Here is a 21,153-nt window from a genome sequence, read left to right as displayed (position 1 = left end):
GACCGAGACGGGGTGCACGAGTTTTGGGACCAATTCAATCCTTGCCGGATCTCATCTCGATGCTTTGGCGGCGATTGCCGCTGATGCTGACGATCGTCATTCTTGGCGTTCTGAGTTGCCTCTATCTCGTCCTTTCATCGCCGCGTGTCTATCAGGCCAGCGCGGTGATTCAGGTCGACATGCCGGCCGCGACCCAACCGGGCAGCGACTCGTCCTTGCCTGCATCGCGTCGCGTGCAGTTGATCGAGCAAAGGCTGATGGCTCGAACGAACATCCTGGATGTGATCGATCGTCTGGACCTGTTCGCGGACGTGCCGGAAATGTCCGAATCAAACCGTATCGCTGCGGTGCGAAGCTCGACGAGGATCGAGAGCATCTCGGCCCCGGGTGTGTCGCAGGATTCGCGCCTTTCGCTGGCTGCGATCGTGATCACCTCGAGCGCCGAAGAGGCGGCGCTGGCTGCGGCTATTGCGAACGACTTTGCCGACAGCGTCGTGAACCGCGACCGCGAGAACCGAGAAGCCCGCATCGAGGAAACCCGCTCGTTCCTGACCGTGGAAGAGGCAAGGCTGGGCGAACAGCTTGCTCAGCTGGATCAGAAGATTGCCGAGTTCAGCGTTGCGAACGAGGACGCGTTGCCAAGCTCGCAGGATGCGCTGCAAACCGAGATGACCCGGTTGACGGAAACCGAGAATGTGCTGGACCGTGAAATCATGGCCTTGCAGCGCGATCAGCTTGAACTTGTGGTCGGCGGTGGAGCGTCGGATCTGCGTCCTACACCTTCGATCGTGCAGCGGATCCGCGAGGCTGAAATCCAGCTTGCGCAGGCGCGGCGCACGCTTGCGCCCGGCCACCCCGAAATCAAGCGGTTGCAGGACGATCTGGAGCGATTGAACCTTGGGGGCGAGACCGTCTCGGACGTGGTTCGTCGTCAGACAGATTTGCTAAGCACGCAGCTTCGGCAGTTGGACGGTCAAAAAGAGAAGATCGAGGCTCGACGCCGGGAAATCGATCTGGCGCGGTCGCGGGCACCGGAAATAGCGCATGAACTCGAGGAGCTGCTACGTCAGCAACGTCGCCTGCAGGACCGCTATTCCGAAGTCTCTCGGCAGCTTGCGCAGATCGAGACGCAGCAATTGCTGATCGACAATGATCAGGCGGAACGCTTCGTGCTGCTGGAGCGTGCGCTGCCGCCCGATTACCCGGCCGTGTCGAATCGCAAGAAGACCGCGATGCTCGGAACCTTTGCCAGCGTCGCGCTTGCCTTTTCCATGGCATTCTTGCTTGAACTGATGAACCCTGTCTTGCGTCGGACCGAGCAATTTGCCCGTGTTACAGGCACGCGTCCGGTGATTTCCCTGACCTATCGACCAAGCCGTCGCGATCTGCGCATCAGGCGATTGCGGATTGCCTATATGGTTCTCTTGCTGATTGCCGGGGCCGTCGCTGCCCTATGGCTGCTGGGCTTGCTGCCCGGCCTGTCAACCCCTGGCGTGGCCGCGCCACCAACGGATGGAATGGGGTAATGAGCCAGGATGCCGACGCCACGACCGAACTGAGTGAGCCGCAGCAATCTCGCAAGGCAATGGCGTCGAGGGCGCTTGGCAGTGGGGCGTGGTCCACGATCAATTTCGGCGTGGCGCAGGTCATGCGCCTTGGGTCGAACCTCATTCTGACGCGTCTGCTCAGCCCCGACGATTTCGGCCTCATGGCGCTGGTGACAAGCTGCATGATCGGCCTGACAATGTTCAGCGACATGGGTCTTGGCCCGTCGATTGCGCAAAGCAAGCGGGGCGACGATCCCGATTTCCTGAACACCGCCTGGACGATCAAGGTCATCCGCGGCTTCATCATCCTCGCCGTCGCGATCGTGATGGCCTGGCCCATGTCGATCTTCTTCAACGCGCCCGCTTTTGCCTGGATCTTTCCGACGGCCGCCGCCTCGATGGTGGTGGGCGGATTTTTCCCGACGCGTATCGACACCGCCGCGCGACATCTGCAATTGCGCCGACTCACGATCATCGAGCTGACGAACCAGTTTCTTGGCATCCTCATCCTGATCGCCCTGGCCCTGATCATGCGCAATGTCTGGGCGCTCGCGATCGGCAGCGTGATGGGTGCATTCGTGCAACTCGCCATGTTTCACTATTTCCTGCCCGGCCATATCGACCGCTTCGGCATGGAAAGGACGGCGCGCGAGGAAATCGTCAAGTTCGGCAAATGGATTTTCTTCAGTACGATCTGCGGCTTTCTGCTGTTCCAAGGCGACCGGATCATACTTGGCCGGATCCTTACCCTCGAGCAGCTTGGCATCTTCAATATCGGTCAGTTCCTGGGAACGCTGCCCGCGGTTCTGGGCGCTGCGATCGCGTCTCGGCTGTTCATCCCGATTTATCGCGAGCACCCCCCGGGGGAGAGCGCAGAGAACCGCCGCGCCTTGCAGCGTATCCGCGGTGGCTTTTCGCTGCTGCTGATGAGCATGGCAATCGTGCTTTCTCTTGTCGGTCCCAGCGTCGTCGATTTCCTTTATGACTCGCGTTACCTGCATGCGGGCGGCATTCTGGTCGCCGTCGCGTGCATTCAGATGCTGATCGTCATTCCGATGAGCTATGAGACGGCTGCACTCGCCTCTGGCGATTCCCGAGCGTTCTTCATCCTGCAATCAAGCCGTGCGGGCATCTATATCGTCACGCTCTTGATCGGGGTTTGGCTGTTCGGCCTTGCCGGGCTGCTGGCGGGACAGGCGCTGGCCCAGCTTTTCTGCTATCCGGTCGCGGTATGGACGGCGCGTCGCCAGGGCGCCTGGGACCCGCGCCACGACCTGATCGCCGCATCTATAGCCGTTGCGGCAGCTGCGTTCGCGCTGACCCTTCACCGTGACATCGTCGCTGCTGCACTGCTGCACTGATCTGGCTGCGTTGCAGCGACGTTCTGGTCTTCTGCCCGGCCTGACGCTCCGTTAAGGGAGACGGGAAGTCAGGAGGAATGAGCATGAGCGACGACAACACCCCCCGCCGGTCCCGTATCACCCCGGAAGAGGCGTTGGCCTATCATCTCGAGCCGCGTCCGGGAAAATACGATATCGTCGCCTCGACGCCCATGGCCACCCAGCGCGATCTGTCCCTGGCCTATTCGCCGGGCGTCGCCGTGCCGGTCGAGGCCATCGCCGCCCGTCCCGAAACCGCCTATGACTATACCGTCAAGGGCAACATGGTCGCGGTGATCTCGAACGGCACGGCGATTCTCGGCCTCGGCAATCTCGGCGCGCTGGCCTCGAAGCCGGTGATGGAGGGCAAGGCGGTGCTCTTCAAGCGCTTCGCCGACGTCAATGCCATCGACATCGAGCTCGATACCGAGGACCCGGACGAGATCATCAATGCCGTCCGCCTGATGGGCCCGACCTTCGGCGGCATCAATCTTGAAGACATCAAGGCGCCGGAATGCTTCATCATCGAGCAGCGCCTGAAAGAGCTCATGGACATCCCGGTCTTCCATGACGACCAGCATGGCACCGCTGTGATCTGCGCCGCCGGCCTGATCAACGCGCTGGAGCTCTCCGGCAAGAAGATCGAGGACGTGAAGATCGTCCTGAACGGCGCCGGGGCCGCCGGGATCGCCTGCCTGGAACTCCTGAAATCCATGGGCGCGCGGCATGAGAACTGCATCATGTGCGACACCAAGGGCGTGATCTACCAGGGCCGAACCGAGGGCATGAACCAGTGGAAATCGGCCCATGCGGTCAAGACCGACCTGCGCACGCTGGAAGAGGCGATGCAGGGCTGCGACGTCTTCCTCGGCGTCTCGGCCAAGGGCGCGGTGACCCAGGCCATGGTTATGTCCATGGCCGAGAACCCGGTCATCTTCGCCATGGCGAACCCCGATCCGGAAATCACCCCCGAAGAGGCCCATGAGGTGCGTCCCGATGCCATCGTGGCAACCGGGCGGTCGGACTACCCGAACCAGGTGAACAACGTCCTTGGTTTCCCCTACCTGTTCCGCGGCGCGCTGGATATTCATGCCCGCGCAATCAATGACGAGATGAAGATCGCCTGTGCCCGCGCGCTGGCCGAACTTGCCCGCGAGGATGTGCCCGATGAAGTGGCCGTGGCTTATGGCCGCAAGCTGCAATTCGGCCGCGACTACATCATCCCGACGCCCTTCGACCCGCGCCTGATCCATGTCGTGCCGCCCGCGGTCGCGCAGGCCGGGATGGATACCGGTGTGGCGCGCCGCCCGATCATCGACATGGATGGCTATATCCAGTCGCTGCGCGCAAGGATGGACCCGACCGCTGCGATCCTGCAGGGCATCCATGCCCGCGCACGTCAGGCGCAGGCCCGGATGATCTTTGCCGAGGGGGATGATCCCCGTGTCCTGCGGGCGGCGGTCGCCTGGCAGCGCGGCGGAATGGGGCAGGCAATCGTCGTCGGCCGCGAGGCCGAGGTGAAGGAAAAGCTGGAGGCGGCCGGTCTGGGCGATGCGGTGCGCGAACTCAACGTGGTGAACGCTTCGAACTCACGCCATCTGGAGCAGTATCACGACACACTTTACGCTCGTCTGCAGCGCAAGGGTCTGGACCGCGAGGACACGAACCGTCTGGCAAACCGCGATCGTCATGTCTTTGCCTCGCTCATGCTGCTGCACGGGCATGGGGACGGCCTTGTGACGGGCGCGACGCGCAAGAACGGGCATATCCTGTCGCAGATCGGCAAGGTGTTCGACGTCACCCCGGCTGACGGCGCGGTGGGCATCACGGCAGTCCTGCATAATGGCCGGATCATTCTGATGGGCGATACGCTGGTCCATGAATGGCCCGAGGCAGAGGACCTTGCCGATATCGCGACCCGTGGCGCACATGTTGCGCGGGGCCTTGGCCTGGACCCGCGGGTGGCGTTCCTGTCCTTCTCGAACTTCGGCTACCCGGTCAGCGAACGCGCCGTGAAGATGGCGCACGCAACCGAGGTCCTGGACGCGCGCAAGGTCGATTTCGAATATGAAGGCGAGATGACTGTCGACGTCGCGCTCAATCCGGCGCAGGCCGCGAAATTCCCATTCTCGCGCTTGACTGGCCCGGCGAACGTGCTGGTCGTTCCTGCCCGCCATTCTGCCTCGATTTCGGTCAAGCTGTTGCAGGAAATGGCGGGAGCGACCGTCGTCGGTCCGATCCTGACCGGAGTGCCGCAGCCGATCCAGATCTGTTCGACCAATTCCTCGGTCAACGACATCCTGAACATGGCTGCCATCGCGGCAGGCCGTCTCGGGCAGGTGAAATAAGGCCCAGGACCGAAAATCTTGGCGGTCATCCGATTTCGATCGGGTGGCCGCAGCGTTGATCAGTTCGAAAAGGCGTCAATCAGGTTCAGGACAGCCAGCACCTTCTTGGTTCCGCTGTCCACGCGATAGACCCGATTATCGTCGCGGTAATAGCGCCAGCCGTCGCGGCTTTCGAGATCATAGCGGCGGGGATCACGGATCACGTAATAATCGCCCACCCGCAGGATGTCTCCAACACGGTTGCCGTAGTGAACCGTGTTCTTGCGCGCCTGTCCCGGCGGGACGCAGGGCGGGTTTTTCTTTGCAAGTCCGGGCGGGCAGTTTGCAGCATAATGCGGCCGGGCCTTGGACTTTCCCTTGTCGTGGCGCTGGCCGTGCTGCTCTTTGCCGTGTCCCCGACCCGGATCTGCCGCGGCGGGGGACATTCCTGCCACGGCTAGGATCAGAGCGGCCGCACCAAGTTTCTGGGCAAGTTGCATGTCTTCGTCTCCGTCGTCGCGTGTCCATATAACCGCTTCGACGCAGTTTTGTTGCAAATGCGGACAGCGTTGGCGGGAATCCGCCTCGACGGATCACTCGTCGCTGAAACACTCTCCACGATCAGCCTGCCGCTGACGTTCCCGAAAACGGGCGCGATCGGCATCAGCATATTCGGCTGCGCAGCGATGGCAGCTCACGCCTTCTTCGTATTCGTCGCGGGCTCGATCTTCGGGGGCGATCGGACGGCGGCAAGCGTGGCAGAGGTCGTAGTTCCCCTGCCTGAGGCCATGACCAAGGCTGACGCGCTTGTCAAAGACGAAGCATTCGCCCTGCCACATGCTGTCTTCGGCCGGCACGTCCTCGAGGTATTTCAGAATGCCACCCTTGAGATGATAGACCTCGGGTACGCCTTCGCCGAGCAGGAAGTTCGTCGACTTCTCGCAGCGGATGCCCCCGGTGCAGAACATAGCGATGCGCTTGTTGTGGAAGCGGTGCGCATTCTGGCGCCACCATTCGGGAAACTCGCGAAAACTGCGCGTACGGGGGGCGACGGCGCCTTCAAAGGTTCCGATTTCGACCTCGTAATCGTTGCGCGTGTCGATCACTGCGACATCCGGGTCGCTGATCAAAGCGTTCCAGTCGCCAGCCTCGACATAATGCCCGACCGAGGCGGTCGGGTCGACGTCGGGCTGACCCATCGTGACGATCTCACGCTTGAGGCGCACCTTCATCTTGCCGAAGGGCATGGTTTCGGCCGCGCTCTCCTTCCATTCCAGATCAGCGCAGCCGGGCAGGGCCCGGATATGCCCGAGCACCGCATCAATTCCCGGGCGGGGGCCCGCGATCGTGCCGTTGATCCCCTCGGGGGCCAGCAGCAGCGTCCCCTTGACGCCATTGCTGCAACAGGTCTTGGCCAGCGCGCCCTGCAGGGCGGCCGGGTCGGGGAAGCGGGTGAAGTGGTACAGGGCAGCAACTGTGAACATGCGTCGCAATTAGTCCTGCTTGGTCCTACGTTCAAGCTCTGGGCATTGACGCTCCTACGGCATGACCCTACGACAACGTGAAAAGAGGAAGGCGCCATGGCAAGAACCCTGATCGTCGTCGATCTGCAGGTCGATTTCTGTCCCGGAGGCAAGCTTGCGGTCGCCGGCGGGGATGAGATCGTTGCACCCATCAACGAGATGATGGCGGATTTCGACCATGTGGTGCTGACGCAGGACTGGCATCCTGCCGAGCATTCCAGCTTTGCCGAAAACCATCCCGGCGCCACGCCGTTTTCGCTGACGCAGATGCCTTACGGTCCGCAGGTTCTGTGGCCTGCACATTGCGTCATCGGCTCACCCGGGGCGCAGTTTCACCCGGAACTGGATACAACGCGCGCCGAAACCGTCATCCGCAAGGGGTTCCGGCCGCATATTGACAGCTATTCCGCCTTTTACGAAAACGACTATGTGACGCCAACGGGGCTGTCGGGCTATCTGCGCGATCGCTATCTCGAAGATCTGTATTTCGTGGGCCTGGCGCATGACTTCTGCGTGGCATGGTCAGCCATGGATGCGGCACGACACGGTTTCAGGGTCAGTGTGATCGAGGACGCAACCCGCGCGATCGATCTGAATGGATCACTCCAGACGGCGCGGGACAGCATGCGCGAGGCGGGGGTTAGCCTGATATGATGACGCCAACGGTCGATATCGCCACGCGGGTCTATAATCACAAGTGGAAGATCGACCCGATCGTCCGGTCTCTGATCGATACGGATTTCTACAAGTTGCTGATGTGCCAGTCCGTGTTCCGCAACCGGCCGGAAACGAACGTCACCTTCAGCCTGATCAACCGCACCAGCCGTATCAGGCTTGCCGATCTGATCGACGAAAGCGAGCTGCGCGAACAGCTTGACCATGTGCGCGGGTTGCGCCTGTCACGGGGCGAAAGCACCTGGCTGCGGGGCAACACCTTTTACGGCAAGCGCCAGATGTTCCGGTCGGACTTCATGGAGTTTCTCGAGAACCTTCAGCTTCCGGCATATCACCTTGAAAAGAAGGATGGCCAATATGAGCTGACCTTCGAGGGACGCTGGCCCGAGGTGATGCTTTGGGAAATTCCCGCGCTGGCGATCATCATGGAGCTGCGCTCGCGGGCCGTACTGAAGGAAATGGGTCGCTTCGAGCTGCAGGTGCTCTATGCGCGCGCCATGACCCGGCTTTGGGAAAAGATCGAGAAGCTGCGCGAGCTTGGGCCGGATCTGCGGATCGCCGATTTCGGCACGCGGCGCCGCCACAGTTTCCTGTGGCAGGATTGGTGCGTGCAGGCCATGATCGAGGGGCTTGGCGACAAGTGTTTCACCGGCACGTCGAACTGCCTGATCGCGATGCGCCGCGATATCGAGGCGATCGGCACCAATGCCCATGAATTGCCGATGGTGTTTGCCGCCCTGGCCGATACGGACGAGGAATTGCGACAGGCGCCATACCGCGTGCTTGCCGATTGGCATGAAGAGCACGAAGGCAACCTGCGCATCATCCTTCCCGACACCTACGGAACCAAGGGCTTTCTGGAACAGGCTCCGGACTGGCTTGCGGGCTGGACGGGCATCCGCATCGATTCCGGCGATCCCGTCGAAGGGGCCGAAACCGCGATCGCATGGTGGAAAAGCCGTGGTGAGGACCCGCGCAGCAAGCTGATCATCTTTTCGGACGGGCTTGATGTCGACAAGATCGGCGAGCTGTTTCAGCGGTTCCACGGTCGGGTGAAGGTCAGCTTTGGCTGGGGCACGCTTTTGACCAACGATTTCCGAGGGCTCGTGCCGGGCGATGGGCTTGCGCCGTTCTCGCTGGTCTGCAAGGCAGTGGCGGCCGAAGGGCGCCCGACGGTGAAGCTGTCGGACAACCCCGAAAAGGCGACCGGACCGGCCGAGCAGATCCAGCGCTACCGCCGCGTCTTCGACGTCGGCCAGCAGCAGCGGATGGACGTGCTGGTGTGATCCGTGGCGGCTGGCGTCAAAGCCGGTCGCGCCAACGGTTCACCAGCGGGTAGCGCCGATCAAGCCAGAACGCCTTGGTCGAGATGCGCGGTCCTGGTGCAGCCTGATAGCGCTTCCATTCGCTGCCGTAGAGCAGCGTTTCAACCTTCTTGACGGTCTCTGGGTCGAAGCCCTGATCGACAAGGTCCCTGAGCGCCAGGTCCTTTTCCACCAGCCCGTCGAGAATTGCGTCGAGGATTTCGTAAGGCGGAAGGCTGTCTTCGTCCTTCTGGTCGGGGCGCAGTTCGGCCGAGGGCGGCTTCGAGATGATCTGCGGCGGCACGACCTCGCCCGAGGGACCCATCATCCAGTCGCGATGGTTCATGTTACGCCAGCGGCAGGTCTCGAACACGCGGGTCTTGTAAAGGTCCTTGATCGGATTGTAGCCACCCGCCATGTCGCCATAGATCGTGGCATAGCCAACGGCGACCTCTGACTTGTTGCCTGTGGTCAGCAGCAGCTCGCCGAACTTGTTCGAGATGGCCATCAACATCACGCCGCGGAGGCGGGACTGGATGTTTTCCTCGGTCGTGTCGGCTTTCGTGCCCTCCATGATATGGGCGAGGGCCGCGCCCACCGCGTCGCGGGCCCCTTCGATATGCACGGTGTCGAGCCGCGTGCCGAGGCGCTCAGCACAATCGGCCGCGTCGTCAAGGCTCGCCTGCGATGTATATTCGCTGGGCAGCATGACGCAGCGCACGTTTGCGGGGCCAATCGCATCGCTGGCGATGGTGGCGACCAGCGCCGAGTCGATCCCACCCGACAGGCCCAGAACCACCTTCTTGAAGCCGGACTTGCGCATGTAATCGCGCAGGCCTTCTGTCATGGCGCGATAGTCCTGTTCCCATTCATCCGGCTGATGGTCCAGCCGACCGGGGATCGCGCGCCAGCCTTCCGGCCCGCGCTCGAAATCCACATGTTCGACGATCTCGTCGAATGGCGCGAGCTGCATCACCTTGACCGCGCCGCCATCCGGGCCGGGGTTCAGAACGAAGCTTGCCCCGTCGTAGAGCTGGTCGTCCTGGCCGCCGACCGAATTGAGATAGACCAACGGCAGATCGCTTTCGACCACCCGCGCGACCATGTGGCCCATGCGCAGGTCGAGCTTGTTGCGGTGATAGGGGCTGCCATTCGGGACCATCAGGATCTCTGCGCCCGTTTCCGCCAGCGTCTCGGCGACCTCGGGCCACCAGGCGTCCTCGCAGATCGGGCTGCCGATGCGCAGCGGGCCGATGCGGTAGGGGCCGCTGATAGGTCCCTGATCGAACAGGCGCAATTCGTCGAAAAGCTGCTTGTGCGGCAGGTCATGCTTGAGCACGCGGGCCGAAACCTTGCCGCCTTCAAGGATCCAGTAGGCGTTGTAAAGCTTCTTGCCCTCGGCATAGGGGCCGCCGATGCCGATCGCGGGACCATCTGCGCAGTCACGGGCCAGCTTTTCGATCTCGGCCATGGCGTCCTTGGTGAAGCCGGGTTTCAGGACAAGGTCCTGCGTCTGGTAGCCGGTGATGAACATCTCGGGCAGGGCCAGCATGTCCGCACCGGCCTCGCGCGCCTTGTCCCAAGCCTCCCGTGCCTTGGCCGCATTGCCCGGCAGGTCGCCGACAGTCGGGTTCAGCTGTCCAAGAGTGATGCGGAACTTGTCTGCCATGGCGCGCCCTTTTTCGATTCCGGCTTTTAGATAGGCCAGCCGGTGCCGAAGGGAAAGTCGGGCTTTGCGTGCAGAGCCCGCATGAGGTAAACCGGAACAAAAGAAACACAAAGGCGAAGGCAGGACCGATGAAGGCAGCCATTGTCGCTTGCGCGATGATCCTGGCAGGCACCGGCATGGCTGGGGCCCAATCCGTCGTGACCAAGCACTATGATGACGGCGGCGTCTACGAGGGCACTTTCCGCAATGGCAAGCAGCACGGTCGCGGCACCTACAAGCTGCCCTCGGGCTATGAATATACCGGCGATTGGGTCGAGGGCGAGATCCTGGGGCAGGGCCAGGCGCGTTTCCCGAATGGCTCGGTCTACGAAGGGGCCTTTTCCAGGGGCAAGCCCAACGGCACCGGCAAGATCACCTATGCCGATGGCGGGACCTATGAGGGCGACTGGCGCGATGGCCAGATCACCGGGCGTGGTGTCGCCCATTATGCGAACGGCTCGGTCTACGAAGGCAGTTTCGTGAATGCTCTGCACGAGGGCAAGGGTGTCCTGACCCAGCCCAATGGCTATCGCTATGAGGGTGATTGGAAACAGGGTGTCAAGGAGGGCCGGGGCAAGATCACCTACCCGGATGGCGCCACCTATGACGGAGAGATGAAGGCGAACCAGCGCGCCGGGCAAGGCAAGCTGACCATGCCCGACGGCCTGGTCTATGAGGGCGGTTGGACTGCGGGGCAGATGTCCGGGCAGGGCAAGCTGCTGCAACCTTCCGGCGACAGCTACGAGGGGCGTTTTGCCAATGGCCGACGCGAGGGGCGTGGCACAGCGGTCTATGCGAATGGCGATCGATACGAAGGCGATTTCCGCGCCGACCTGCGCTCTGGAAACGGCACATTCACCGGCGCGGATGGTTATGTCTATTCCGGCGATTGGGTCGAAGGCCGCATGGAGGGGCTTGGTCGTATCACCTATCCCGACGGGTCGATCTATGAGGGTGAAGTCAGGAACGACATGCCCGAAGGGCGCGGCCTGATCACCTATCCCGATGGCGCGAATTACGAAGGCGGTTGGCTCGCCGGCGTGATCGAAGGGCAGGGCGTGGCAAAATATGCCAATGGGCTGGTCTACGAGGGGGCATTCAAGCGCGGCCGGAACGAGGGCCAGGGCCGGATGACCTATCCCGACGGCTACGTCTATAACGGTGCCTGGCGCGACGGTCAGCGCCACGGGCAAGGCCAGGCGACTTACGCGGATGGCACGACCTATGACGGCTCATTCGTGGCGGGGCTCCGCCACGGCAAGGGTCGGCTGATCGCGCCGGACGGTTTCCGTTACGAAGGCAACTGGAAGGAAGGCGAGATCGACGGCGAGGGTGTGGCAACCTATGCCAATGGCGACGTCTACAAAGGGCATTTCGTCGTCGGAAAGCGCCAGGGGGCGGGCGTCATGCACTATGCCACGGGGCAGGTCGCCGCGGGCGAGTGGAACGACAATGCGCTGGCAAAGGCCGCCCCCGACGGCGCGAAAGGACAGGCTCCGGGAGTGACGCCGGATTCGACCCTGCCTGCCGAGCCCGCTGCGCCTCCACCGGCCTGATCTTTCTCAGATGACCAGGCTCGCCTGGCTCTCGGGCCAATGGGCGAATGGCAGGACGCGGCCGTCCTCGCGGCTCTCGCGCACCTTGTCGAGATCGACGCGGGCCTTGACCCAGCCGGGGCGGTCCATCTCGCCTTCCGCGAGGATTCCGGTTTCGGGCCAGATTCCGTCCGAGGGGGCATATATCGCTGCACGGCCGCGATTTTCGTCGATCGCCGGGTTCCAGTCGCAATCTCCGACGGTCGGCGAATGGACGACAATGCACTGGCTTTCCAGCGCCCGCGCCATCGCCCCGATACGCACGCGATTGAAGCCGGCCACGGTGTCCGTACACGAGGGAGTCAGGATGATCTCGACTCCGGCCTCGGCCAATTGCCGCGCCAGCAGGGGGAATTCGCTGTCATAGCAGATCAGGATACCCAGCTTGCCGACGGGTGTATTGAAGACCCGCAGGCCGGGGGCACCTTCGACATGCCAGTTCTCGCGCTCGAACCTGGTCATGATCTGCTTGTCCTGATGCCCCAGCCGGCCATCGGGTCCGAACAGGACCGCCCTGTTGACCGGGCGTTCGCCGCTGAACTGCGGTCCGGACGCGGCGAGGATATGAATGCCGTGCCGAGCTGCCAGTTCTGCGTGCAGCGCGTCGCGCGACGCCTCATGCCGCGCGACTTCGTGCAAAGAGGCTTCAAGGTCACTGGCGATTTCCTTGCCGCCCAAAGATGCAAGCTCCATCGCGCCATATTCGGGAAAGACGAGCAGGTCGCAATCCGCCGCCGCCTCGACCCATCGGGTCACCTTGGCGCGATAGGCGTCGAAATCGTCGAACCAGTCGAAATTATAGGCCGAGGCGGCGATCTTGATTTCGCGTGTCACAGGCGTTTCATCCAGAATTGCAGGGGTTTGCGTGAAGTTTCCTGCGCGTCGATATCCTTCCAGTCGAACTCGGCGATGACACCGGGCAGGGGCTCGTAGCCACGCTTGCGCCAGAAATCGTCCAGCGGGCGATAGTCCAGCGGGCGTCGCGGGTGGTCTGCCGGGCGCATGACGCTGCAAAACGCGCTGTAGCGACGGCCCAATGCGCGGGCGTGATCTTCGCGCCCGTCAAAGAAGGCATGTCCCAGACCAGCGCCCCGGTATTCCGGCAACAGCACCGATTCCGCGCAGTAGAAGATTTCCTCGAGCGGCTCGGGACGGCCGGCGAATGCGGCAGAGAAGTCCCCCGCATGATGCTCCATCGGGGCCCCTGTCGCCGCGCCGACCATTCTTTCGCCGTCATAGGCAGCCACGACAACCGCGCCGGGGGATTGATAGGCGCTCAGGTAGTCGCGCTCATATTCCACATCACCATCGTAAAGATAGGGCCAGTCACGGAACACCGTGATGCGCAGCCGTGCCAGATCATCCAGCACTGCCCCGACCGAATCGCCCGTCAGGATGCGGATCGTCGTCACGCCGAAACCTGCCGGGTCCAGTCCGCGAGATTGTAATAGGTCGTCACCCGCGAGATCTTGCAATCCCGGACCGAGAAGAACGTCCCGGCCGGCAGGACGTATTTCTGCCCGTTGGCCTCGGGCAACCCCTCATCGCTCTGCAGATAGGTGCCGTTCACCACGAATTCCGCCGCCGCCCGGTCGCCCGCGTCATTGGCAAAAACGACGATGTCGGTCAGCAGTTCCTTGTAGCAACGCGTCATGTGTGCATTGAACTCGCGGAACTGGTCCTTTCCGCGCCGGATCTGGCCTTCGTTCACATGATGTTCGATCTCGTCATGCAGATAGGCTAGCATCTCGTCTGTCCGCCCCGCGTTGAAGGCGTCGTAATAGGCGGTGATCAGTTCTTTCGTATCCATCTCATCCCTCGTCAGACTGGCTCTTTTCTAACGCGGCCCACCGGCCTCGTCATCTCGTAGATTGGATGATCCGAAAAGCCAATTTCGTTCCATTCCTGCACATGCTGTTATAGCCAAGGCTAGCACAGCAAAGGATCTCCAGATGAGCCTCGCGACACATCGCATGCCGGAACGACCGATCGACAGCTTCAAGGCCTATGACGTTCGCGGAAGGCTGGGCATCGATCTGGATGAGGACGTTGCCTACCGGATCGGTCGGGCCTTTGCCCAGTTGCGGGGCGCCCGAGAGGTGATCGTCGGCCGCGATAGCCGGGAAAGCTCGCCCGCGCTGTCGGCGGCACTGATCCGTGGGCTTGCCGAAGGAGGTGCGAATGTCCGCGACCTTGGCCTGGCCGGAACCGAGGAGATGTATTTTGCGACCGCCCATTTCGCCGCGGATGGCGGGATCGAAGTGACTGCGTCCCACAACCCGATAGATTACAACGGGATGAAGCTGGTGGGGCAGGGGGCGGCACCGCTGGACCCGGAAACGGAATTCGCCGATCTGGCGGCGCTGGCCCGCTCGGGGCAGTTCGACAGGCCCGATCGGATCGGGCAGGTGACCACCTTTTTCGAGGCGCGCAGTGCCTATGCGCGGGCGGTGGTCGATTTCATCGACATCGCCGCCCTGCGTCCGATGAAGATTCTGGTGAATGCAGGGAATGGCACGGCGGGCCCGACATTCGATGCGATTGCAGGCGAACTTCAGCGTCGCGGAGCGCCACTGGAATTCATCCGCATCAACCATGACCCCGATTCGAGCTTTCCAAACGGCATTCCGAACCCGCTTCTTCCCGAAAACCAGCCGATGACGGCCGAGGCCGTGCTGGCCCATGGCGCCGATCTGGGCGTGGCGTGGGACGGCGATTTCGACCGCTGCTTCTTTTTCGACGCCGAGGGGAGGTTCATCCCGGGCGAATATGTCGTCGGCCTGCTGGCCACCGCCTTCCTGGAAAAACATCCCGGCGAAAAGATCGTCCATGATCCGCGGGTCGTGCTGAACACACGTGCGATAATCGGCGAGGCGGGCGGCGTGGCCGTTCAGGCTCGGACGGGCCATGCCTTCGTCAAGCGCGCGATGCGCCAGAACGGCGCGATCTATGGCGGCGAAATGTCCGCCCATCACTATTTCCGCGACTTCCATTTCGCCGATAGCGGCATGGTGCCATGGCTTCTGGTGGCCGAGCTTCTTTCGCGCAAGGGGGTTTCGCTTTCGCAGCTGCTGTCGCAGGCGATCGCGGCCTACCCATCCTCGGGTGAGATGAACTTCCGTCTGCAAGATCCCGACGCCGCGATCGCAAGGGTGCTGGAGCGCTTCGCGGATCAGGCGGTTTCGCGGGACGATACGGACGGCATCAGCCTCGAGTTCACCGACTGGCGGTTCAATCTGCGGCGTTCCAACACCGAGCCGGTGGTACGTCTCAACGTCGAATCCGCCGGGAACGAACAACTGGTTCGCGATCGTGCGGCCGAGATCGGCGCGCTGCTCACGGGCGAATGATCAGTCCCCGATAACGTCGGGTGGAACGCGCAGGATCGATTCATGCATCGCGATGGCCTCGTCGAGGTCATCGAACACCGTCAGATGCCCGCGATCCAGCACCGCGCCCATCGTGCACATCTGCCGGATCATCGGCATCGAGTGACTGACCACGATGGCGCCGGAGCGGCTCATCCTGTCATTGAACACGCGCTGAGATTTCGCGCGGAAATCGGCGTCACCCACGCTTGTCACCTCATCGACCAGATAGGTGTCGAAATAGATGCCCATGCTGGTTCCCATGGCCAGCCGCGAGCGCATTCCCGAAGAGTAGCTAGAGAAGGGCTGGTGGTAATGCTGGCCCAGTTCAGCGAAGTCGTCGACATAGTCGATCAGCTCATCGGTATCGACCCCGTAGATCCGAGCCACGAAGCGGACATTCTGCGCGCCGGTCAGTTCGCCATGGAAGCTGCCGGCGAAACCCACCGGCCATGAGATGGTCCCATCGGACACGACCCGGCCCGAGGTCGGCGAAACCGTGCCGGCGATGATCCGGAGCAACGTGGACTTGCCGGCGCCGTTCCGGCCCAGCAGGGCGACCGAGGCGCCGGTCGGAAAGACCGCGTTGATACTGTCGGCGGCCAATGTCTTGCGTCCCTTGAGACGATAGATCTTGGTCAGGTTTTCCAGCCGGATCATGGCTCAGGAACGGTCACGGATACTGTAATAGACCAGCGCCAGGATCGACCAGCCGGCAAGCAGCATCCCGATCGCCACGAACAGAAGCCAGGGACGGTTCGGCACGGTCGAGCTCTGGGCGATTTTCGGCTGGATATGGGCGGCAAGATAGCGTGATTGGCGACGCGCCTCGGCAAGAGCCGTCTCATAGGCGATCCGGGCCGAGCGATAGGCCCCTTCGGCAAACTCGCGTTCGACCATCAGCTTTTCGTAATCCGATACCAGTTCCGAATAGCTTTCGCCGGTCGGGCCGGCGCTGTTGGCGCCGAACTTGCCCCGCTCCACATCGATGAGCTTGCGCAGCGCATCGATCTTCTGCTGCGATTGCGTGACCCGATGGTCCGAGGGGCGGGCGTTTTCGCTCAGGATATCGTGGGCGACGAGCGCCGCAGCCAATTGTTCCTGAAGCCCGGTCAGGACGCCCATCTGGCTGGTCAGATCCGCTTCCGGGTCGACGATCTGCGTGCTGACGCGAAACTGCGTCATCGCCTGCCGGGTCTTCGTCACCTCGTCGCGGGCTTTTTCAAGTTCTTCCTTGGCAAGGCGCGTCGCGTCATCGCGGGCGATCGAGGACAGCTCGTTGATCTTGTCCGAGCTTTCCTTGAACACGGCTGCGGCAATCTGCTGCGCGTCCTCGGGCGAAAACGCGTTTACCTTCAGGGTGATGAGATTGCTCGACGTGTCGTACAGGACCTTGACCTGCCGGTCCCAGTAATCGGTCAGATCCTCGATATGGCTGTCGGGATTGAATGCGAAGACATAGTCGCTGGGCCAGTTCCGCGAAAAGCGGTCGCGCAGGTTCAGTTCGGCGTCGATTTTCTCGACCATGTCCTGGCTACGAATATAGGCGTATAGCACATCCGTGTCCGAGGTGCTCGAGCCGCCCCCTGCGAAGGAGGCAAGTCCGCCCAGCATGTCGACTGAAGGCGTCATCTCTTCCTTGCGGACCGAAAAGCCGACCGTCGAGACATATTGGTCAGAGGCGCGCGCCCAGAGATACCATGCCCAGAACGCTGCCGGGACAACCACCAGCAGGAGGAAGGACATCAGCAGCAGCCAGTGCCGCTTGCGCGGCCGCGCACGAGATACGGTCGGCCTGACTTTCTGCGCGGGATTTGCGGGCGCAGGGGGCTTGGGTGTCGGGCGAAGCGGAACAGGGCTCGTTCCAGGAGATGCCAGAGGGCGGACCGGAATCGGCTGGGGCTCTTTTGTCACGGGGGTCGACCTGGCTGGCAACTGCGAAGCCTGAAACGGACGAATGGTCGCTTTGGCCGGTTCGCTGGGGGACTGAATCCGGCTTGTGCCCTGAAAAGGACGCGGATTTTCCGAGCGCGCGCGGCTCGTGTCAGTGCCGCGGCCGGACCCGGTCTGGCCCGATGTGCGGCCATTTTCATCCGCTTGATCCATAGGAGTGCTCACGGGCGTGGGCTTTCGCTAGTTTACCTTTTCCGCGCAGTTGTTACATATTGCGGCCGATCTAGACCAGACTCTGCAATCAAATGACCGAGAATTCTCCGCAACAGCGTGTCCCACAGCGCCCATTCCGCAAAGGACCGCGGCTGCGCATGATGCGTATCCTGTCCGCGCTGGTGTTGCGCGAAATGGCGACAACTTACGGCAAATCGGCCGGGGGCTACGTTTGGGCCATTCTCGAACCGGTGCTGGGCGTCCTGCTCCTGACGGTTGCATTCAGCCTGATGCTGGCCCGGCCGGCGCTCGGGACAAACTTTTCGCTCTTCTACGCAACGGGGCTTCTGCCCTTCACAATGTTCAACGACCTGTCGAACAAGGTCGCGACCTCGATCCGCTATTCTCGACCCTTTCTGGCCTATCCCAGCGTATCCTTTATCGACGCGTTATTGGCGCGGGTGATCCTGAACACGCTGACCCATATCGTCATTCTCATGGTTGTGGTGGGGGGCATCTTCGTCATTTACGATCTGCCGATCGTCATCAATGTGGCGGAAATCTTCGAGGCGCTGCTCATGATCGTTGTGCTGGCAGTCGGGGTCGGCACGCTGAACTGCTACCTGATGACCGCGTTCCCGGTCTGGGAAAGGGCCTGGCACATCCTGACCAGGCCGCTGTTCCTGGCCTCGGGTATCTTCTTCCTTTACGACATGATGCCGTCGGCCGGGCAGCATATCCTGTGGTACAACCCCGTGCTCCACTGCATCTCGCAGTTTCGGCGCGGGATCTATCCCACCTATGAGGCAAGCTATGTCTCTCTGCCATATGTCTGTGGCGTCGCCGTCACTCTGCTGACCTTTGGGCTTTTGTTGCTGGCACGAAACCATCGCGACCTTCTCGAGCGCTAAAGCAGGAAATCCCCGCCCGTCAGGCCTCGGATCACGCCGAAGCAAAGCGACAGGTCGGCATGGCCATTCCCGTCGAGGTCGATGTCGACGATCACTCCCGATGACGGGCTGGTCCACAACCTGACCTGGCCAGCCCCGCTGAACTCGGCGCGCCCGATGTAGCTCAAACCCAGGCCTCGCATGTCGATCGTATCGACCCCCGGCTCAAAATCCGTGATCCAGTCCGTGCTGCCGTCGAAATCCGAGGCAGTCCTGAAATGGAACACGTCGGCCCCGGCGCCACCCGTCATGGTATCGGAGCCGGTCCCTCCTCGGAGCGTGTCATTCCCGGTGCCACCCCACAACCTGTCATCGCCTTCTTCGCCATGTACGAAGTCCTCTCCTTCGCGACCGTCCAGCTTGTCATTGCCGCTGCCACCGTAGATGCTGTCATTTCCGGCCTCTCCGATCGCCGTGTCGTCTCCCTCCTTGCCGCCCAGCAGGTCGTTCCCGTCGCCCCCGCGCAGGGTGTCGTTTCCGATCGCGCCAAGCAATGTGTCATCGCCCGCGCCCCCGCTCATCCAATCGTTACCGGCCAATCCCCAAAGGTAGTCGTCGCCGTCTCCTCCCTCGAGCCGGTCATCCCCCTGATCGCCCCAGATCAGATCGGCCCCGGCACCACCCAGAATGGTGTCATTACCCTTTTCGCCTCGCAGTTCATCATTGCCGTCTCCGCCCGAAATGCTGTCGTTTCCTCCGCCTGCAAAGACGGTATCATGCCCGTTTCCACCATCGATGCGGTCATTGCCGTCTCCGGTCTGGATCCAGTCTTGGCCGTCGCCGCCCCAGATCGTGTTGTTTCCAAGAAGATCCTGGATGAAATCATCGCCCCATTCCCCATAGGACGTGTCGCTGCCCGCCTCGGCAAAGAGGCGATCGTTGCCGTAGCCGCCGAACAGCATGTCGTTGTCATTTCCGCCAAGAAGCGTGTCGTTCCCATTCCCTCCGCGGATCAGGTCGTTGCCGTTCTCGCCGAGGATGCGATCGTCGCCATCGCCGCCATGGACCGTGTCGTGATCCGCCCCGGCCCTGATCACATCGGCGGCTTCCCTGCCCGTAATCAGGTCGCGGCCAGCGTGACCATAGATGTCCGAGCCATAGCGGCCCCCGATCAGCGTGTCATTGCCCGCGGTGCCGATGATCTTCTTGTACATGTTGGGGGCATCGTAATGCGCCACGGGAAAGAGCGAATTGTTGAAATGGTTCTCGGTCAGGCTGGTTCCATCCTGCGTGCGGACCCAGATGACCGTATCGCCGAAGGTGATGTTGATGCCGTTGCTTTGGGTCTTGAAACTGAGCTGAAGGGTGCTTCTGATCATGCCCAGGTTCGAAAGGTCGATCCGGTCGATGCCGGGCTGGTAGTCGCTGATCGTGATCCGGCCGTTCACTGGCGTCACGACGAAAAGGTCCGCTCCTGTACCGCCAGACAGCCGCACCGGTTCGCTTCCCGAAATCAGGATGTCGTCGCCGTATCCGCCGTTGATCTGCGTCGTCCCCGTGCCCGCCTGCAGCATGTCGCCATTGGATGTTCCCTTGACGATGCCGGCGTTCCCGGTCTGGGTCAGCCCGATCTTGCCGGGCTCGAAGAGAAACTGGCTGATCCCCTTCTCGGTGCGGGACGAAACGAAGACGGCGATCCGGCCGTCGATCACGCGGGCCGATATCGCCGATACGTCGGCAAGGCTCCGGTCGTTCCCATCAACGAGCGTGGCGAGATGCAGCAGGTGCCCGTCAGGCATGATCGTGAAGACAGAGATGCCATCATCACTGCCCCCGGCAAAGATGAAGGCGCGGCCGTCCAGCATGACCGTCTCCAGTGCCGAGGCCCCGCTGAACCTTGTCGCGCGCTCGTCGATGATATGGTCGACGGGGGTAAGTTCGCCAGAGTAGCCAAGCCGCAGCGTGGTCAGGGATGAACTGCCGCCCGAGGCGACGACCAGGTGCGTCATTCCGGCCGCGCTGACCGTCGCGACAAGGCCGGGCGCGTTCAGGCCAAGGCCCCGATCCTCCCACAGGATCTGTGAGGCGCCGAGCGATCCGTCCGCGAGGACCTGCTGGCTCGCGACGAAATTGCCGAGCGCCGAGACCGAGAGCAAGAAGTTCCGATCTCCGATCGTCGTTAGGACAATATCATTGATCTCGGTGCCCTGAATTGCGGGTCCTGCCGGAAGATCGTAACGTCCGACCAGGCCGACCGTCCCATTTGGCGCGATCTCCCATGTCGAGATCACCGTCGAGCCATTGCGAGTCGTGTACAGGAAATTCCCCGAAACCGTCTGAAACGATCCCACCTGCGTCACATCCGCGCCCAGACCGGCGATACCGTAGGTTGCGCTCAGGTCGCCACTGCCGCCCAGCTTGAAGCCATTCGTCATTGCGTTCGAAAGACCTGCGCCAAAGACCGCAATCGTCCCGCCCAGATCGACAAGGCCCAACCGGGGCAAGTCGAGATAGCCCAGATAGGGGGGCAGGGCGCGGCTCGACAGCAACTGGATCTGCTGATCTGCGGCCGCAATCCGAAACGCCGATATGCCTCCCCCGGTATGGGTCAGCGTGTAAAGGACATATTGCGATCCGACCTGTCCGATCCGGAGGTCACTCAGATTGGAGACAAAGACAGGATCTGCTCCCTGATACGTCGCGATGAGGCGGTAGCTGATCATCTCACAAG

Annotated in this window: 17 protein-coding genes; 8 read left to right on the top strand and 9 right to left on the bottom strand. The window is 62.1% G+C overall.

Features of this window, described 5'->3' with window-relative positions; all coding sequences use genetic code 11:
• The first annotated feature begins 41 nt into the window (after positions 1-41).
• The 3 genes from RGQ15_RS01975 (at position 42) to RGQ15_RS01965 (ending at position 5,274) form a co-directional block, all read left to right on the top strand.
• On the top strand, positions 42-1,526 hold the full coding sequence (locus RGQ15_RS01975) for a GumC family protein (RefSeq protein ID WP_311158536.1): 1,485 nt from the start codon (positions 42-44) through the stop codon (positions 1,524-1,526).
• Positions 1,526-2,908, top strand: a complete 1,383-nt coding sequence (locus RGQ15_RS01970; protein ID WP_311158535.1) for an oligosaccharide flippase family protein — start codon at positions 1,526-1,528, stop codon at positions 2,906-2,908. The genes RGQ15_RS01975 and RGQ15_RS01970 overlap by 1 nt, the downstream gene beginning before the upstream one ends.
• An 83-nt stretch (positions 2,909-2,991) precedes the next feature.
• Entirely contained in the window at positions 2,992-5,274 is a 2,283-nt protein-coding gene (locus RGQ15_RS01965; protein ID WP_311158534.1) for an NADP-dependent malic enzyme, read from the top strand.
• A gap of 59 nt (positions 5,275-5,333) precedes the next feature.
• Here the strand turns inward: RGQ15_RS01965 and RGQ15_RS01960 are convergent, their stop codons facing one another.
• Entirely contained in the window at positions 5,334-5,753 is a 420-nt protein-coding gene (locus RGQ15_RS01960; protein ID WP_311158533.1) for a hypothetical protein, read from the bottom strand.
• A gap of 93 nt (positions 5,754-5,846) precedes the next feature.
• Positions 5,847-6,737 carry an oxygen-dependent tRNA uridine(34) hydroxylase TrhO gene (gene trhO, locus RGQ15_RS01955; RefSeq protein WP_311158532.1) on the bottom strand — a complete coding sequence of 297 codons (891 nt, stop codon included), beginning with the start codon at positions 6,735-6,737 and terminating at the stop codon, positions 5,847-5,849.
• Between the two features lie 96 nt (positions 6,738-6,833).
• Here trhO and pncA point away from each other — a divergent pair, with 96 nt between their 5' ends.
• Positions 6,834-7,430, top strand: coding sequence for a bifunctional nicotinamidase/pyrazinamidase (gene pncA, locus RGQ15_RS01950; RefSeq protein ID WP_311158531.1), 597 nt, complete (start codon positions 6,834-6,836; stop codon positions 7,428-7,430).
• Entirely contained in the window at positions 7,427-8,737 is a 1,311-nt protein-coding gene (gene pncB / locus RGQ15_RS01945; protein WP_311158530.1) for a nicotinate phosphoribosyltransferase, read from the top strand. The genes pncA and pncB overlap by 4 nt, the downstream gene beginning before the upstream one ends.
• A gap of 16 nt (positions 8,738-8,753) precedes the next feature.
• Here pncB and RGQ15_RS01940 read toward each other — a convergent pair whose 3' ends face one another.
• Entirely contained in the window at positions 8,754-10,424 is a 1,671-nt protein-coding gene (locus tag RGQ15_RS01940; RefSeq protein WP_311158529.1) for an NAD+ synthase, read from the bottom strand.
• A gap of 128 nt (positions 10,425-10,552) precedes the next feature.
• Here RGQ15_RS01940 and RGQ15_RS01935 point away from each other — a divergent pair, with 128 nt between their 5' ends.
• A complete protein-coding gene (locus tag RGQ15_RS01935) occupies positions 10,553-12,019 on the top strand; it encodes a 2-isopropylmalate synthase (protein WP_311158528.1) in 1,467 nt (488 codons plus the stop codon).
• Positions 12,020-12,025: 6 nt separating this feature from the next.
• Here the strand turns inward: RGQ15_RS01935 and RGQ15_RS01930 are convergent, their stop codons facing one another.
• Genes RGQ15_RS01930 through RGQ15_RS01920 form a run of 3 tightly spaced genes read right to left on the bottom strand, consistent with a single transcriptional unit; the run spans position 12,026 to position 13,868 of the window.
• Positions 12,026-12,880 carry a carbon-nitrogen hydrolase family protein gene (locus RGQ15_RS01930; RefSeq protein WP_311161015.1) on the bottom strand — a complete coding sequence of 285 codons (855 nt, stop codon included), beginning with the start codon at positions 12,878-12,880 and terminating at the stop codon, positions 12,026-12,028.
• 8 nt (positions 12,881-12,888) lie between these two features.
• Complete coding sequence (locus RGQ15_RS01925) at positions 12,889-13,470, bottom strand: GNAT family N-acetyltransferase (RefSeq protein ID WP_311158527.1); 582 nt, start codon at positions 13,468-13,470, stop codon at positions 12,889-12,891.
• On the bottom strand, positions 13,467-13,868 hold the full coding sequence (locus tag RGQ15_RS01920) for a ketosteroid isomerase-related protein (RefSeq protein WP_311158526.1): 402 nt from the start codon (positions 13,866-13,868) through the stop codon (positions 13,467-13,469). The genes RGQ15_RS01925 and RGQ15_RS01920 overlap by 4 nt, the downstream gene beginning before the upstream one ends.
• 142 nt (positions 13,869-14,010) lie before the next feature.
• On the opposite strand from RGQ15_RS01920, the gene RGQ15_RS01915 reads away from it, so the two are divergent.
• Positions 14,011-15,408: a phosphohexomutase domain-containing protein gene (locus RGQ15_RS01915; protein WP_311158525.1), complete on the top strand. Its 1,398-nt coding sequence runs from the start codon at positions 14,011-14,013 to the stop codon at positions 15,406-15,408.
• Here RGQ15_RS01915 and RGQ15_RS01910 read toward each other — a convergent pair whose 3' ends face one another.
• On the bottom strand, positions 15,409-16,086 hold the full coding sequence (locus RGQ15_RS01910; protein WP_311158524.1) for an ABC transporter ATP-binding protein: 678 nt from the start codon (positions 16,084-16,086) through the stop codon (positions 15,409-15,411).
• Positions 16,087-16,089: 3 nt separating this feature from the next.
• The gene (locus RGQ15_RS01905; protein ID WP_311158523.1) at positions 16,090-17,172 is read right to left on the bottom strand and encodes a capsule biosynthesis protein; all 1,083 of its coding nucleotides are present in this window, start codon (positions 17,170-17,172) and stop codon (positions 16,090-16,092) included.
• A gap of 521 nt (positions 17,173-17,693) precedes the next feature.
• Here RGQ15_RS01905 and RGQ15_RS01900 point away from each other — a divergent pair.
• The gene (locus RGQ15_RS01900; RefSeq protein ID WP_311158522.1) at positions 17,694-18,443 is read left to right on the top strand and encodes an ABC transporter permease; all 750 of its coding nucleotides are present in this window, start codon (positions 17,694-17,696) and stop codon (positions 18,441-18,443) included.
• Here RGQ15_RS01900 and RGQ15_RS01895 read toward each other — a convergent pair.
• On the bottom strand, positions 18,440-21,145 hold the full coding sequence (locus RGQ15_RS01895) for a calcium-binding protein (protein ID WP_311158521.1): 2,706 nt from the start codon (positions 21,143-21,145) through the stop codon (positions 18,440-18,442). The two genes, RGQ15_RS01900 and RGQ15_RS01895, sit on opposite strands and share 4 nt — an antisense overlap.
• Positions 21,146-21,153 lie beyond the last annotated feature (8 nt).

Source organism: Paracoccus sp. MBLB3053, from assembly GCF_031822435.1.
Classification (GTDB): domain Bacteria; phylum Pseudomonadota; class Alphaproteobacteria; order Rhodobacterales; family Rhodobacteraceae; genus Paracoccus; species Paracoccus aurantius.
Note: the sequence above shows the minus strand (reverse complement) of the source record. Positions and strands in the feature narration are given on the sequence as shown.

What these genes read in the sequence shown, in the direction of transcription:
- RGQ15_RS01900 (WP_311158522.1), top strand. Translation starts at nt 17,694, where the DNA reads ATGCGTATCCTGTCCGCGCTGGTGTTGCGCGAAATGGCGACAACTTAC.
- RGQ15_RS01895 (WP_311158521.1), bottom strand. Translation starts at nt 21,145, where the DNA reads ATGATCAGCTACCGCCTCATCGCGACGTATCAGGGAGCAGATCCTGTC.
- RGQ15_RS01905 (WP_311158523.1), bottom strand. Translation starts at nt 17,172, where the DNA reads ATGTCCTTCCTCCTGCTGGTGGTTGTCCCGGCAGCGTTCTGGGCATGG.
- pncA (WP_311158531.1), top strand. Translation starts at nt 6,834, where the DNA reads ATGGCAAGAACCCTGATCGTCGTCGATCTGCAGGTCGATTTCTGTCCC.
- RGQ15_RS01965 (WP_311158534.1), top strand. Translation starts at nt 2,992, where the DNA reads ATGAGCGACGACAACACCCCCCGCCGGTCCCGTATCACCCCGGAAGAG.
- RGQ15_RS01970 (WP_311158535.1), top strand. Translation starts at nt 1,526, where the DNA reads ATGAGCCAGGATGCCGACGCCACGACCGAACTGAGTGAGCCGCAGCAA.
- pncB (WP_311158530.1), top strand. Translation starts at nt 7,427, where the DNA reads ATGATGACGCCAACGGTCGATATCGCCACGCGGGTCTATAATCACAAG.
- RGQ15_RS01960 (WP_311158533.1), bottom strand. Translation starts at nt 5,753, where the DNA reads ATGCAACTTGCCCAGAAACTTGGTGCGGCCGCTCTGATCCTAGCCGTG.
- RGQ15_RS01915 (WP_311158525.1), top strand. Translation starts at nt 14,011, where the DNA reads ATGAGCCTCGCGACACATCGCATGCCGGAACGACCGATCGACAGCTTC.
- RGQ15_RS01920 (WP_311158526.1), bottom strand. Translation starts at nt 13,868, where the DNA reads ATGGATACGAAAGAACTGATCACCGCCTATTACGACGCCTTCAACGCG.
- RGQ15_RS01935 (WP_311158528.1), top strand. Translation starts at nt 10,553, where the DNA reads ATGAAGGCAGCCATTGTCGCTTGCGCGATGATCCTGGCAGGCACCGGC.
- RGQ15_RS01910 (WP_311158524.1), bottom strand. Translation starts at nt 16,086, where the DNA reads ATGATCCGGCTGGAAAACCTGACCAAGATCTATCGTCTCAAGGGACGC.
- trhO (WP_311158532.1), bottom strand. Translation starts at nt 6,737, where the DNA reads ATGTTCACAGTTGCTGCCCTGTACCACTTCACCCGCTTCCCCGACCCG.
- RGQ15_RS01940 (WP_311158529.1), bottom strand. Translation starts at nt 10,424, where the DNA reads ATGGCAGACAAGTTCCGCATCACTCTTGGACAGCTGAACCCGACTGTC.